The following is a 13,590-nucleotide window of genomic DNA, read 5'->3' as shown; positions in this document are numbered from 1 at the left end:
TCGGGTGGCAGGCCGGTGGTTGCTACGATCGCCGCACCGGCCGGTCGGCGCCGCCGCGCGCACCGCTGCTCGACGCTTTCGATGCGGAAAGCGACACCTTCGACAAAGGAGTAGAGGAAGAATGCCGGAGAACTCCTTCCAGGGCCTGGTCGTCGATACCGAACCCGCGTCCGACGCCTATCTCGTCATCGGCATTCCCGGGTCCGGAAAAAGCTCGGTGTCCGCCGCCCTCGCCCGCCGCTTTCCCCTCGGCGCGCACATCGAGGGCGACCACATCCAGGAACTCATCGTCTCCGGCGGGCACCTGCCCTCCCCGGAGGAGGACCTGGAGGCCGACCGCCAGCTGCTGCTGCGCGCCCGCAACGCCTCGGTGCTCGCCCGCAGTTTCCACGCCGCCGGCGTCGTCCCCGTCATCGACGACGTGGTCGTCCGGCGCGCGCACCTCGAGTACTACCTGGAGCAGCTGAAGGGCCTGCCGCTGCACCTCATCGTCCTCGCGCCCACCCCGGACGTCGTCGCCCGGCGGGTCGCCGAACGGGACAAGGTACTGGCCGACGACTGGTCGTTCCTCGACGAGGCGATGCGCTCCGAACTCGACGGCCGGGGAACGTGGTTCGACAGCTCCGAGATGACCCTCGGCGAGACCGTCGACGCGGTCCTCGCCAAGGGCTGAACCTCCGTCCCGCGGACCGGCGCCGGTGCTTCCCGCGGAGCCCGGCGCCCTCATCCGCCGTCGATCCGGCGGACCGCGGTCAGCCACGTGAGCATCAGGTGGGCGCTCCGGTGCAGGAACGCCCGCGCGTCCTGTGCCCAGGCCGGGCCGCGCGCCTGCTCGGCGAACTCCCGCAGGCCGTGCGCCAGCGAGGCGTACGCCTCCGGGTAGGTGCTCCCCTCGAGGCGGAACGCCCGTAGCCAGTTCAGGAGTTCGTCCATGAAGCGGATCGCCGGCAGTTCGCCCGTCAGGTCGGCGAAGAGGTCGTGCGCGTTGCGCTCGTGGTGGACCGGTGGGCCGCCGAAGCGGACGGCGTGGCCGAGGTGTTTGGCGCACGCCGCGACGAAGTACCCGCTGAAGATGTCCCCGAAGCGCTCCAGGGGCGCGCCGCCGACCGGCTGCCCCATCCGCAGGAAGTAGTAGGCGGGCAGCGCGGTCCGGTGCACCGCCGTGTTCTGCGAGTTGACGGGACACCAGGTGTCCGGCGCCAGGACGGCGGCCGGCCCCCGGTAGGCGGTCACCGTGGGGCGGACGGCGAGCCGGGTCACCGCGTCCACGTCCGGATCGCCGAGCCACAGGCCGGCGTTGACCCGTACGTCGGCCGTCCCCTCCGTCCACGCCGGCGCGTCGGTGTCCGTGCGCGGCCCGTAGGGGAAGCCCCGGGGGTGCACCCGGCAGGGGGTCACGTCCAGCAGGTCGCAGGCGTTGAACCAGCCCGACGGCGACGACACCGTACGGTGCCGCGCCGGCCCCTCCAGCACCACCCGGTGCTCGTCCAGGAACGGGCTCACGGCGGGCAGGTTGTCGTCGTCCATGGACACGGCGCACGCGCTGCCGTTGAGGTACGAGAGCAGATAGCCGATGTTGCGCCGGTTGTCGGAGTCGTACGGCACGAGCTCCGGCACGCCCAGCTTCGCCAGCAGCCGGTCCTGCTCCGCCACGTCGGGGGAGACGATCGCGGCGCCGCGGGCGCGGGCCCGGTCGCAGGCCGCGTGGAAGGCGGCGGGCGTCCGGCGGTCGGGGATGACGACGAGCCGGGCGCCGCCCTCCGCGAGGGTGTCGGCGTAGTGCTCCAGGAACTCCCCGGAGCCGATGGTCGTGATGACGATGTCGATCGTTTCGGACATGAGGTCACTCCGCAGTGTGGTCACTCCGCAGGGGGAATGTCCCGCCAGAACCGCAGCCGGGAGGAGGCGGTGACGAGAGGGGCGCCGATCCAGAGGAGCATGACGACGGCCAGCCCGAGCCGCGGGCCGAACAGGCTGCCGAGCGCACCGCCGACCAGCCCGCCGACGAAGAGCATGCCGCGGCTGACGAACCGGACGCAGGCCACCGTCCGCTGCAACAGCTCGGAGGGGGTGAGGAGTTGAACGAGGGTGGCCTGGCCGACCGTGAACACGGCGTACCCGGCGTGGAACAGCAGCGCGCCGCACAGGAACAGGAACAGCCCGGACCCCGGCCGGGTCAGCGGCAGCAGCAGCCCCGCCGGGGCGAACACCGCCGCGGGGATCCAGACCGCGCGGGCCGTGCCCAGCCGCCGCGCCACACGGCCCGCGCCGAACGCCCCGATCAGCCCGCCGACGCCCACCGAGCCGATCAGCAGGCCCAGGGTGCCGGGGGCGACCCCGACGTCGTCGGCCAGGAAGAGGACGACCAGCGCCTCGTACGCGGCGAAGCAGCAGTTCCCCAGGGCGGAACCCGCGATCGACGCGAGGATGACGGGCCGCCGCGCCACGAACCGGAACGCCTCGGCGAGTTCCGCCCCCAGGCCGGTCGCGCGGGACGCCGCGCCCGGTGCCCCGATGTGCGTCCGCATCAGCAGATTGCAGGCGGCGGAGGCCGCGAAACCGCCCACGTTGAGCAGCGGGGCGCGCTCGGGCCCCAGCACCTGCACCGTGAACCCGGCCACCGCCGGGCCGAAGGCCAGCGACACCGCGCGTGCCATCTGCAGCCGGACGTTGCCGTGCACGAGCCGGTCCTTGGGCAGCATCCGCGGCGGCATGGACAGGTACACGATCTCGTAGAACACCGTCGCGCAACTGACCAGCACATTGGAGAGGTAGAGATGCCACAGCGCCAGGTGCCCCGTCGCCGCCAGCACCGGCACCATGGTGACGATCACCGCACGGCCGAGATCGGCGAGCAGCAGCAGCGTCCGCGGGCGCAGCCGTGCGCCGTACACGCCGGCGGGCAGCGTCAGCACCAGCCACGGCAGATAGCCCGCCGCGGTGATCAGGCCGACCTCACCGACCGTCGCCCCCAGCGTCCGGGCGGCCAGCAGTGGGAAGGCGACCACCGTCGCCATCCCGCAGAGCTGGCTGATACCGCTGCCGATCCACAGCAGGCGGAAGTCCCGTTCGAGGGCGCGGGCGGGGGTGGTGGGCAACGTGGCGAGATCGGACATGGCAGGCGCTCTCTTTCTGTCGGTGCGCCGCGGTTCCCCGGGACGGCGTTCGCCCCGGTGCGCGCGGACGTGCAACTTCCGCGGACGCCGCGGTGGCGGACGCCCCGACGGCGTCCGGCCCACGGCACCGCCCGAGCGGCGGCGACCGGCCGCGCCGGGGCGGGCCCGACGGCGGGCCCGACGGCGGGTCCGGCGGCGCGTCCGGCGGCGGGCCCGGCGGTGACGTCCACGGCGGATACGACGACGGCCCCCGCGGTGGGCCCGACGGCCGGCCGCCGCTTCCCCGGCCGGGCCCCATCCTGGCGGCGCGCACGGCACCCGCCACGCCCCCCGGCCCCCTCGGCGCGTCCCGGGCGGCGGGTGTGCCGCGCCCGGTGGCCTCGGTTTCCGCGGTGGGTCGGCTGACTTGGACGGCCCCGGGGGTTCCGGCGGTGTCGGCCACAGGGGTCTTGACGGCGGCCCCAGCGGCCCCGCCCGGTCGGACGGTCCCGGCGATGCCGGCCGTCCCGAGTGTTCCGACGGTCGCGATCGTCGCGGCGGATGTGGCCGTCCTCATGGCCCCGCCGGCCCCGGCCCCGGCCCTGGCCCCGGCCCTGGCCCTGGCCCTGGCCCCGGCCCTGGCCCCGGCCCCGGCCCTGGCCCCGGCCCTGGCCCCGGCCCTGGCCCCGGCCCCGGCCCTGGCCCCGGCCCTGGCCCCGGCCCTGGCCCCGGCCCTGGCCCCGGCCGCTGGGCGCGTCCGGGCCGCCGCGGCCGTCCCGCACACCCCCCTCACCCCCCTCATAGCGTCACCGGAACCGATCCCCCCGCCACCGACCGCTCCGCGGCCAGCGCGCAGCGCAGGGCCGCGTGGGAGTCGCGCCAGCCGCCCGCCGCCGGGTCGGGCGGGCCGCCGGTCGCGGTGGTGAGGAAGGCGCGCAGCTGGGTGCGGTAGGCGGTGCCGAAGCGGTCCCAGTAGCCCTGGTGGCGCGGGGCCGGCGCGCCGCCCGCGCCGGGCTCGGCCGCGCCCGTGGGGCCCGCCTCCAGGTTGCCCCGTTCGCCCAGCAGTTCGGCCCGCACGTCGTACCCCAGCGGCTGCCGGCGGCCGGCGGTGAGGACCGCGAGGGTGCCGTCGTCGAGCCGGAGCATGGCCGTGACCGTGTCGAAGTCGCCGAGGTCCGCCAGTTCGGGACAGGACAGCGCCGCCCCGTCGGCGGTCACCCGGACGACCGTCCGGCCGGTGAGCCACCGGGCCAGGTCGAAGTCGTGCAGCATCAGGTCGGTGAAGACCGAGCCGCTCTCGCGGAGGCGGGCGAGCGGGGGCGGGGCCATGTCGTGCGAGACCAGCCGGAGCACGTGCGGCCGGCCCAGGTCGCCGGCGGCCACCCGGGCGCGCAGGCCGGCGAAGCCGGGGTCGAAGCGGCGCTGGAACCCCACCCACAGGGGCACGCCCCGCCGGTCGGCCGCCCGGCCCAGCGCCTCCGTCGTCGTCGGATCCACGGCCAATGGCTTCTCGCACAGCGTCGGTATCCCCGCGCCGACCAGCTCCGCGACCAGTTCGGGGTGGCTGGTGGTGGCCGCCGTCACCAGCGCCGCGTCGCAGCCCCGGGACAGCAGGACCTCGACCGAGTCCGCGACGGACCCGCGGGCCGCCTTCCGGGCCAGCGCCTCGGCGCGGTCCGGGACGACGTCCACGCACACCAGCCGGTGCGGGCCCAGCGCGGCAAGGTGCTCGGCGTACAGCGCGCCGATCCGCCCGCAGCCCAGCAGGCCGACGACCGGGCCGGCGCTCATCGCCGTACCCCCGCGGCCGGCGCGACGGCGGACCGGGCCAGGCCGACGAGGTCCGCCGACTCCCGGCGGGCACGCAGCCGGGCACCCCATGCGGCCGCCCGTTCGGTGTATCCGGGATCGGCGAGGACGTCCTCGACACCCCGCCGGATGTCGTCGGCCGGCACATACGGGCCGTCGGCCGGGCCGGAGGTGCGGTCGGTGAAGGCGAGCCGCCCGTGGGGGAGCGTCGCGCTGGTCCGCAGCAGCACTCCCGCACCGGTCGCCTCGGCCAACTGCCGCCCGTTCAGCTCCTGTTCGGACATGAACGGCATGACGACCGACGGCTTGCCGTGCAGCAGCGCGGCCAGCACCGTCGCCGAACCGCCGTGGCTCACCACCACGTCCGCCCAGGCCAGCGGCGCGTCCAGGCCGGTGAAGCCCGCCACCACCACGTTGTCCGGCACCACCAGGCCGCCCTGGAAGGCGAAGCCGCTCGACACGTACACGGTCCAGGGCCGCTCCGCGCAGGCGTCGAGGACGTTCTGGAGCGCCCGCCGGGCCATGTTGCCGCCGCTGCCGATGGTGACGTACACCCGCGGCCGGTCCGTGCGCGGCGGCTCCGGGGCGGCGCCGGCCGGGTTCCAGTACATCGGGCCGACGTAGTGCAGCGCGCCCCGGTGCGGCGGCCCGTCCAGGGGCTCCAGGCCGGGGTCGCTCGACACCAACGTGACGTCCCCCCACAGCAGATGCTCCGTCCGCGCCACCGGGCCCAGGCCGAGCTCGCGCGACACCTCGTCCCAGACGGGCAGGCCGGCCGGGTGCGGCAGCAGATCGCGCGGCGCGACGGTCGACCACGGCATCCAGCCGTTCGCGCGCGGGGTGACGAAGTCCGCGTCGGCGAGCGAGACCACCGGCACGCCGGCCGCACGGGCGGCGAGCGCGGCGGTGGGGTACATGTCGACGACGACCGCCGTCGGCCGGAACTCCTCGATCAGCCGGGCGTCCGCGGCCAGCCGCCGCCGGACGCGTTCGATCCGGTGGAACGCCGCCGCGACGGTGAACACCCGCTCCACGTCGGCGAACGGCAGGTACGGCGGCGTCGGGTGCCGGGCCGGCGGCCGGGGCGCGCCGGGCCCGGAGTCCAGCACCGGGAACCCGGCCTCCCGCACCATCGCGGGGATGCCGCAGTCCGCGAACGCCACCTCGGCGCCCGCCGCGGCCAGTTCCGCCGCCAGGGCCAGGCACCGGCCGGTGTAGGCCGCGCCGCCGCCCCAGCCCCAGGGGAAGAACAGCATTCGTCCGGTCACACGTCCTCCTGTTCGACAACCAACTGATGCCGCTTCACACCGTCAGCCCGCCGTCCACCGCGATCACTTGCCCGGTCACGTACGACGCGGCCGGGGAGCACAGGAAGGCCACGACCGCGGCGACCTCCTCGGGCCGGGCCGGCCGGCCGAGCGGGGTGCGGCGTACGACGTCCTCGCGCGCCCGCTCCGGAAGGGCGTCGTGCGCGGGCGTCCCGGCGACCAGGCCGGGGGCCACGCAGTTGCAGGTGAGGCCGTACCGCCCGTACTCCCGGGCGACCGTCCACGCCAGCCCGTGCAGCCCCGACTTGCCCGCCGCGTACGCCGCCTGGCCCGGCCGCCCGCGCAGCCCGGCCACCGACGACACCAGCACCACCCGCCCACCGGGCCGTCGCAGCATGGCCCGCACCCCGGCCCGCAGACAGCGGAACGCGCCGCCGAGGTTGACCGCCAGCTGTTCCTCCCACTCCTCGTCCGGCACGTCGAGCAGCAGCCGGTCCCGGTGGATACCGGAGTTGACGACGAGCGCGTCCAGCCGGCCGAACTCCGCCACGGTCGCGTCGACCGCCTGCTTCCCGCCGTCCGGCCGGGAGAGGTCGGCCGTCACCGCCACGGCGGCCGTGCCCGCCGCCCGCAGTGCGCCGGCCGTGTCCGTCGCGGCCTTCACGTCGCGGTGCGCGTGCACCGCGACCGCGTGGCCGGCGGCGGCCAGCGCCTGGGCGACGGCCCGGCCCAGGGGCCCGGAACCGCCGGTCACCAGGGCGGCCCGGCCGTTCACCGCGCCTCCCGGAGCGGGAAGCAGGTGTCCTCGATGTGCGCGAACCGGGCGCGCAGCCGGGCCGCCGCCCCGGGATCCGGGGTCCCTTCCCGCCCGCCCGCGGCGACCATCGCCTCCCGCAGCCGGTCCAGCGCGGCCAGCAGCGGGCGCCCCAGCGCCAGCACGCGCGGGTACACCGCCGGCGGATCCGGCTGCTCGTGCGCCGCGATCAGGGCGGTGCCGAGCCGCTTGGCCCGCAGCCGGGCGTCCAGCGCGGCGGTCCGCACCGCGGCCGCGGCGGGGGAGAGGCCGTCCGGCGGGCCCAGGGCGTGCGCGTAGAGGAACAACTGGGGCTGGAGATCGCCCAGGACGAGCACGTGCAGCGCCCGGGCCGGCACCGGGTCCAGGCCGTGCGCGGCGAGCCCGTCGAGCTCGTCGAGGAGGTCGCGCAGGGCCCGCGCGCCGGCGGCCAGCAGCGGGGTGTCCCGGTCCAGCCGCCCGGCCAGGTACTCCGCCGCGTCCCGTTCGTCCGGCGGGCCGGTGGGCGTCACCGTGCCCACCCAGGTGAACAGCGCCCGCAGCGCGGGCGTCAGCGCCCACCGCCGCCGGAAGCCGTCGGCCGGGTCGGCGTCGGTGTCCAGCACGGTGACGACGCCGTCGGCCGGGGACCAGCCGACCGCCAGCACGGCGTGGTCGTGGAAGTGGAAGCGGCCCTCGTACACGTCGCCGGGCAGGTGGTAGCGGTCCGGCAGCACCATCACCGGCTCGCCGGCGGCCAGCCGCTCCAGCACGAACGGCACGTTGCGGGCGCCGTCGTCGAACGCCGTCCGGTACGCCACCCGGCAGCCGTCGAAGTCCTGGGCCAGGTCCCGGCCCACCGGGTCCAGCGGGCCGTTGAGCGCCCGCGCGACCGCCAGCGGGCCCAGGCCCCGGAACCGCAGCACCGCCTCGACGCAGCGGAGCACGCAGTTCAGCCCGTCCAGCGCGCGGTCCCCCCAGCCCAGCGCCGCGCCCGGGTCGAACCGCGGGGCGGCGGCCGTCCCCGTCACCGCGGCTCCCGCGCGGCGGCCCGGGCGCGGGCGACCAGGGTGTCGGCCAGGTGTCCCAGGTTGTCGAAGACCGTCCAGTCGGTCTCCTCCTCGCTGTAGGGCACGCCCCACGCGTCCTCGAAGCGGGAGAACACCACGATCAGGTCGAGGGAGTCCATCCCGATCTCGTCCAGGGTGGTGCTCTCGTCGAGCCGGTCGGGCAGGTGGGGGCGTTCCGCGAGGACGGTCGTGACGAGCTTCATCACATCGTCGCGGTCGGGCAGCCGGGGAGTGGCGGCGTCGGTCATCTTCGGTTCCCTTTCGCCGGTGGGGGTGTCGTACGGGACGGACGGGGTCAGCCGCCGTCGTCCGTCAGGAGCGGGCCGCGGCGGATCTTGCCGGTGGGCGTTCTGGGCAGCGCGTCGACGCGGCGGATGACCGCGGGCACCTTCACGGGCGTCAGCAGCTCGCCCGCCCGGCGGCGCAGGGCCGCCGCGTCGAAGTCGCGGGCGTCGGCCTCGACGAACGCCCACACCTGCGTCCCGCCCGCCGGGCCCGGCCGCCCCACGACGGCGCAGTCGCCCACCCCGGGCAGGCCGCGCAGGACGGCCTCCACCTCGGTGGGCGAGACCTTGTTGCCCGCGACGTTGATGAGCGCGTCGGCGCGGCCGGTCAGCCGGAGCCCGCCGCCGGCGTCGAGGACGCCGAGGTCGCCCGTGGCGACCCAGCCGTCCGCGTCGGCGAGCGGTGTGGCGCGTCCTTGCCGCACGCGGACGGGGGAGAGGCCGTGGAAGCGCGCGGTCACCGGCCCCGGCCCGCCGGTGCCGGCCCGCAGCCCGACGCCGGGCAGCGGACGGCCGACGCCCCCGCCGCCGGCCGGGCCGAGGGTCAGCTGGCCCAGCTCGGAGTTGCCGTAGTGGTCGAGGACGGGGACCCCGGCGTCGTGCCAGGGCCCGGCCGCGGCGGCCGGCAGGGCCTCGCCCGCGCTGACGCACCGCTTCCAGTGGCCCGCGCGCGGCACGCCGCCCCGCCCCCACCAGTCGAGGACGAGCGGGACCGTCTGCAGCACGGTCGGCCGGTGCCGCCCGGCCAGGGCGGCGGCCCGGGCCGGGGTCAGCGGGCCGGACGGCACCACCTGGCAGGCCCCCGCCGCCAGGACGGCGAGGGTGCCCGCCTCGATCGCGTAACTGTGGCCGAGCGGGCTGGTGGTGAGCACGACGTCGTCGGCGTCCAGGCCCGACTCGGCGGCGAACACGGACGAGTTGCGGAACGTGCCGGGCCACTCGCGGGAGATCACCTTCGGCCGGCCGCCGGTCCCCGAGCTGGTGACGGCGAACGCCGGGGCGTCCGTACCCCGCCCGGCCGGCCGCAGCCGCGCCACCCCCCGTTCGGCGACGAGCAGTTCGGCGGCGAAGTCGTCCAGCGCCGCCGCCCGCTCGGCGCCGCCGGCGCGCTCTTGCAGCACCAGTACGGCGGCCCCCAGCGACAGCGCGGCGGCGAAGTCGGCCACGGACTCCAGCAGGCAGGTGAGGACGACGCCGACGGGCACCCCGGCCCCGACGCCGGCCTCCCTCAACTCCCGCATCCTGGCCCCGACTTCCCGCTCCAGCTCGGCGTAGGTCACCGACCGCCGCCGGTCCGCCAGGGCCGGCCGGTCCCCCCGCCCGGCGCGGCGGTGCCCGGCGAGGACGTCCAGCGGGGTGTCCGGTGCGTCGTCCACGGTCAGGCCTCCCGGTACACGGTGCAGCGGTACGCGTGCCGCCGGCCCGCGGCGGTCACGGTGAGGGCCGGTCCCGCGGCGGCCGGGCCGTCATCCGCGAGCGCGGCGACCAGCGCGGCGAGCGGGGCGGTCGCCCGTACGTCCGCGGACTGGGCGCCGCCCGTCCGGTCGCCCGCCCCGGCCGGGACGCCGGTTGCCGGGGCGCCTTCCGGCCGGCCGTGTCCCACCCGGCCGTACGCCGCCGGACCACCGCCCGCCGAGCCGTCTCCCGTCGGGCCGTGCCCCGCCCTGACGCCCGTCGACGGCCTGCCTCCCACGGGATCGTCCGCTGACAGGGCGCGGCCCGTCTCGCCGTCCGGTGCCGGATCGATCCCCGGCCGGTCACCCGCCGTGGGACCGCCCGGCGCCCGACCACTCGTCGCGCCACCGTCTGCCACGGAGCCCTCTTCCGCCCACCCGGATCCCACCCCCGCGCCCTCCCACCGGAACGCCTCCACCGGCCCCAGCCGCCCCAGCACCCGCGCCCCCCGCGCCCGCGCCCCCGCCGCCGTCTCCAGGACGAGGAACACCGCCGCGCCCGTCACCGGCGCTCCGCCCCGGGCCCGCGCGGCGGCCGGGCTGAGGAGGTCGTAGGCGCCGCACAGGGCCGGGGCGTCGCCCGCGAGCGCGAGGCGGCGGCGGGCCGCCGCGAGGGCCTGGAGGCCCGCGCCCGGGCCGGCGAGGGTGACGGAGGGGCCGCGCAGGCCGTGGCGGAGGCAGATCAGGGACGTGACGCCGTGTGCGTTGAAGTAGACGAACGACTCGGGGGCCAGCGCGGACCGCGCGTCCGCGTCCAGGCGGGCCCGGATGGACTCCGCGACGTGGCCCGAGCCGTAGAGGGAGCCGACGAAGCAGCCGGTGGCGGGCGGGAGTCCGCCCGCCCGGGCCAGCGCGCGGCCCGCCGTGGCGGCGATGCGCTCCGGGAGTTCGCCCGTCCACTTGTTCACGTCCCGGCGGCCCCCTGCGCCCGCCGCGTGAGCGCGCCAGAGCTCGGCGGTGTCGATGTCGTCCGAGACCGCGGCGGTGATCACGACATCGCTCGGGGACTCCATCAGGGCCTCCGGAAGACGAGCGCGGTGTTCATCCCGCCCAGGCCGCACGACACGCTCAGCGCGGTCCGCAGGCCCGGTACGGGCCGGGGGCGGTCCTCCAGGACCAGGTCGAGGTCGTCGAACGCCGGGTCGACGGGCGCCGCGCCCCACGTCGGGGTGACCGCGCGGTGGACCAGCGACAGCACGCACGCCACGGCCTCGACGGCGCCCGCACCGCCCTGGAGGTGCCAGAGCACGCCCTTGACGCTGTTGACCGGGACCGAGGGCAGCCGGTCGCCGAACACCGCGCGCAGCGCGGCCACTTCCGCCGTGTCGCCGCGCCGGGTGCCCGGCCCGTGGGCGTTGACGAAGTCCACGTCGCCGGGGCCGAGATGAGCGTCCGTCAGCGCCAGGCGGACGGCCAGTTCGATGCCGGCGGGGTCCGGGGCGGCGAGGTGGCCGGTGGCGTTGGTCAGACCGCAGCCGGCCAGCACCGCCAGGACCGTCCCGGGCGCCGCCGCGTCCAGGGGCTGGAGCCGGAGTACGGCCGCGCCCTCGGAGAGGCCGATGCCCCGCCGCCGGGCGCTGAACGGCCGGCAGCCCTCCGAGCCCAGCGTCCGCAGCGAGTTGAGGCCCAGCAGGGCCAGGTCCGTCACGGCGTCCGCGCCGCCCGCCACCGCCGCCGGGGCGTCCCCGGCGGCCACCAGGTCCCGGGCCACGGCCACGGCCGCGGCGCCGGACGCCGAGGCGTTGGCGACGGTCACGGCCTCGCCGCCCAGCCCGGTCCGCTCGGCGCAGGCCGCCGCCAGGTCGCCGGGGAAGCGGCCCGGCAGGGGCGGGACCGCGCCCGGGTCCGTGGTGCCGAGGACGAGCGCGACGCGCCCGAGCCCGCCGGCGTCCAGCCCGTCGACGGCCTCCCGGACGGCGGTTCCGGCGAGGTCGAGCGCCCGCCACTCCCCGTCCCCCTCGACGGCCGACGGCACCTGGCCCGCCGCCCGCAGCGTCGCACCGGCCACGTCGAACTCCGTGACGGGCGGCCGGTGCGCCCGCCCGCTGCCCAGTGCCTTCCACAGCGCCGGCACCCCGACCCCGCCGGGCCCGCACGAGCCCAGCCCGGTGACGGCGACCGGCCGCCGGTCCGCGCCGGTCACCGCCGGCCGCCCCGGCTCAGCGCCCGGGCCAGCGAGCTGAGGCTCGCCGACTCCAGGACGGTGTCGTCCGGCAGGGACACGTCCAACTCCTGTTCCAGTTCCCCGATCACCGAGATGAGGAGCACGGAGTCGACGCCCGCGGCCGCCAGCGGCTCGGTGTCGCCCAGCCACGGCAGGTCCGGCTCCTCGTCCAGCCGGCGCGCGAGCCCGGCCCGTACCCGCGCCAGCATCGCCCGGTGCGTGTCGCCCGCCGCCGCGCCGCCCGCCCCCAGGTCGTCCGCCGTGGTGTCGTCCGCCGTCACGCCGCCTCCGCCGCGACCCGGAACGCCTCGTCGCAGGCGGCCAGGGTGTGGTCGAGGTCCGCGTCCGTGGTGGCGGCGCAGACGAACCAGTGGTGGGTGGGGTGCAGCAGCACGCCCCGGCGGGTCGTCTCCGTGAAGAACGCGTCCTGGAGCACCCGGGACCGGCCGGGATCCGGATGCTCGAAGGTCAGGAACGGCATCTGCGGCACCCCGCGCACCCGGGCCGGCACCCCGTGCCGCCCCGCCAGCCCGGCCAGCCCCTCCTGCAGCCGCGTCCCGAGCGTCCGCACCCGCTCCAGCGGCGTCCCGTCCGCCAGCCGGTCCATCGTCGCCAACGCGGCCGCCATCGCCACGGTGTTGGAGTAGAACGTGGACGAGATGTGGGTCCGGCCGACCATCGCCATCACCTCGGCCCGGCCGGTCAGCGCGGACACCGCCCAGCCGTTCGCCATCGCCTTGCTGAACGTCGCCAGATCGGCCCGGACGCCGAACAGCTCCTGCGCCCCGCCGAGGGCCACCCGGAACCCGGACCGCATCTCGTCGAAGACCGCCAGCGCGCCGTGCTCGTGCGCGAGATCGACGGCCCCCTGGAGGAAACCCGGCTCGGGGGCGTCGAGTTCGAACGGCATCAGCAGCAGGCACGCCACCTCGCCGGGATGGCGCCGGAAGACCTCCCGGAGGCTGTCCAGGTCGTTGTACCGGAAGGTGTCGACCTGCGTCCGTACGGTGTCCGGGATGCCTCCCGGCCGCTGTGCCGCCCAGTCGTGCCACCCGTTGTAGCCCCAGCGCACCACCCGGTCCCGGCCGGTGAACGCGCGGGACAGGCGCACGGCCGCGCTGGTGGCGTCGGAGCCGGTCTTGAGCAGGAACACCCGCTCCGCGCCCGGGATCACCTGGACCAGCCGCTCGGCCAGCTCGATCTGCGTCCGTTTCCGGAGGGTGATCGAGAAGCCCTCCTCGATCTCCCGGAGCGCGGCCTCGGTCACCGCCGGGTCGGCGTGGCCGAGGATGATCGTGCCGTAGGCGAGGATGTAGTCCAGGTACTCGTTGCCGTCGGCGTCCCAGACGCGGGCGCCCCGCGCCCGTTCGCCGTAGACGGGGTAGGCCCCGTCGACCAGCCGGTCGCGTTCGATGACGTAGTCCTTCTCCGACAGCGTCGCGTCCACGAGCCGGCCGCGGGCCAGCAGCTTCGTCGAGTTGTCGAGCCGGAGCGGTCCGGCCGGGACGGCCGGGTCTGTCCCGTCTGCCGGGCGGGCCCGCTCGGTCGGGTGAGCCCCGTCTGCCGGGTGAGTCGGCTCGGCCGGGCGAGTCGCGTCTGCCGAGTGAGTCCCGTCTGCCAGGTGGGTCGGCGCGGTCCGATGAGTCGGCTCGTTCGGGTCGGTCACGGCGTGGT

The 13,590-nt window shown here is 76.9% G+C and carries 13 protein-coding genes; 1 reads left to right on the top strand and 12 read right to left on the bottom strand.

Features of this window, described 5'->3' with window-relative positions:
- Positions 1–121 precede the first annotated feature (121 nt).
- Positions 122–673 carry an AAA family ATPase gene (locus ACH4PU_RS05220; protein WP_398266237.1) on the top strand — a complete coding sequence of 184 codons (552 nt, stop codon included), beginning with the start codon at positions 122–124 and terminating at the stop codon, positions 671–673.
- Between the two features lie 50 nt (positions 674–723).
- On the opposite strand, the gene ACH4PU_RS05215 is transcribed toward ACH4PU_RS05220, so the two are convergent.
- The 12 genes from ACH4PU_RS05215 to ACH4PU_RS05160 form a co-directional block, all read right to left on the bottom strand.
- A complete protein-coding gene (locus ACH4PU_RS05215; protein ID WP_398266234.1) occupies positions 724–1,839 on the bottom strand; it encodes a hypothetical protein in 1,116 nt (371 codons plus the stop codon).
- Positions 1,840–1,859: 20 nt separating this feature from the next.
- A complete protein-coding gene (locus ACH4PU_RS05210; protein ID WP_398266231.1) occupies positions 1,860–3,116 on the bottom strand; it encodes an MFS transporter in 1,257 nt (418 codons plus the stop codon).
- 777 nt (positions 3,117–3,893) lie between these two features.
- On the bottom strand, positions 3,894–4,886 hold the full coding sequence (locus ACH4PU_RS05205) for a Gfo/Idh/MocA family oxidoreductase (RefSeq protein WP_398266228.1): 993 nt from the start codon (positions 4,884–4,886) through the stop codon (positions 3,894–3,896).
- Positions 4,883–6,172: a glycosyltransferase gene (locus ACH4PU_RS05200; protein ID WP_398266225.1), complete on the bottom strand. Its 1,290-nt coding sequence runs from the start codon at positions 6,170–6,172 to the stop codon at positions 4,883–4,885. The genes ACH4PU_RS05205 and ACH4PU_RS05200 overlap by 4 nt, the downstream gene beginning before the upstream one ends.
- 34 nt (positions 6,173–6,206) lie before the next feature.
- Positions 6,207–6,947 (bottom strand): 3-oxoacyl-ACP reductase FabG, encoded by a 741-nt coding sequence (gene fabG / locus ACH4PU_RS05195; RefSeq protein WP_398266222.1) that lies wholly within the window; start codon positions 6,945–6,947, stop codon positions 6,207–6,209.
- A complete protein-coding gene (locus tag ACH4PU_RS05190; protein ID WP_398266219.1) occupies positions 6,944–7,975 on the bottom strand; it encodes a BtrH N-terminal domain-containing protein in 1,032 nt (343 codons plus the stop codon). Before ACH4PU_RS05190 ends, fabG begins: the two co-directional genes overlap by 4 nt.
- Complete coding sequence (locus ACH4PU_RS05185; protein WP_398266216.1) at positions 7,972–8,262, bottom strand: phosphopantetheine-binding protein; 291 nt, start codon at positions 8,260–8,262, stop codon at positions 7,972–7,974. Before ACH4PU_RS05185 ends, ACH4PU_RS05190 begins: the two co-directional genes overlap by 4 nt.
- 47 nt (positions 8,263–8,309) lie before the next feature.
- Positions 8,310–9,674 carry a class I adenylate-forming enzyme family protein gene (locus ACH4PU_RS05180; RefSeq protein WP_398266213.1) on the bottom strand — a complete coding sequence of 455 codons (1,365 nt, stop codon included), beginning with the start codon at positions 9,672–9,674 and terminating at the stop codon, positions 8,310–8,312.
- A gap of 2 nt (positions 9,675–9,676) precedes the next feature.
- A complete protein-coding gene (locus tag ACH4PU_RS05175; RefSeq protein ID WP_398266210.1) occupies positions 9,677–10,765 on the bottom strand; it encodes a 3-oxoacyl-ACP synthase in 1,089 nt (362 codons plus the stop codon).
- Positions 10,765–11,895, bottom strand: a complete 1,131-nt coding sequence (locus ACH4PU_RS05170; protein WP_398266207.1) for a beta-ketoacyl synthase N-terminal-like domain-containing protein — start codon at positions 11,893–11,895, stop codon at positions 10,765–10,767. Before ACH4PU_RS05170 ends, ACH4PU_RS05175 begins: the two co-directional genes overlap by 1 nt.
- The gene (locus ACH4PU_RS05165; protein WP_398266204.1) at positions 11,892–12,197 is read right to left on the bottom strand and encodes an acyl carrier protein; all 306 of its coding nucleotides are present in this window, start codon (positions 12,195–12,197) and stop codon (positions 11,892–11,894) included. The genes ACH4PU_RS05170 and ACH4PU_RS05165 overlap by 4 nt, the downstream gene beginning before the upstream one ends.
- On the bottom strand, positions 12,194–13,582 hold the full coding sequence (locus tag ACH4PU_RS05160; RefSeq protein ID WP_398266201.1) for an aspartate aminotransferase family protein: 1,389 nt from the start codon (positions 13,580–13,582) through the stop codon (positions 12,194–12,196). The genes ACH4PU_RS05165 and ACH4PU_RS05160 overlap by 4 nt, the downstream gene beginning before the upstream one ends.
- Positions 13,583–13,590: the final 8 nt, after the last annotated feature.

This window comes from Streptomyces sp. NPDC021100 (assembly GCF_044333095.1).
GTDB lineage: Bacteria > Actinomycetota > Actinomycetes > Streptomycetales > Streptomycetaceae > Streptomyces.
The sequence above is the reverse complement of the archived record's forward strand: the minus strand, read 5'-3'. Positions and strand labels throughout refer to the sequence as shown.

What these genes read in the sequence shown, in the direction of transcription:
- ACH4PU_RS05220 (WP_398266237.1), top strand. Translation starts at nt 122, where the DNA reads ATGCCGGAGAACTCCTTCCAGGGCCTGGTCGTCGATACCGAACCCGCG.
- ACH4PU_RS05215 (WP_398266234.1), bottom strand. Translation starts at nt 1,839, where the DNA reads ATGTCCGAAACGATCGACATCGTCATCACGACCATCGGCTCCGGGGAG.
- ACH4PU_RS05210 (WP_398266231.1), bottom strand. Translation starts at nt 3,116, where the DNA reads ATGTCCGATCTCGCCACGTTGCCCACCACCCCCGCCCGCGCCCTCGAA.
- ACH4PU_RS05205 (WP_398266228.1), bottom strand. Translation starts at nt 4,886, where the DNA reads ATGAGCGCCGGCCCGGTCGTCGGCCTGCTGGGCTGCGGGCGGATCGGC.
- ACH4PU_RS05185 (WP_398266216.1), bottom strand. Translation starts at nt 8,262, where the DNA reads ATGACCGACGCCGCCACTCCCCGGCTGCCCGACCGCGACGATGTGATG.
- ACH4PU_RS05175 (WP_398266210.1), bottom strand. Translation starts at nt 10,765, where the DNA reads ATGGAGTCCCCGAGCGATGTCGTGATCACCGCCGCGGTCTCGGACGAC.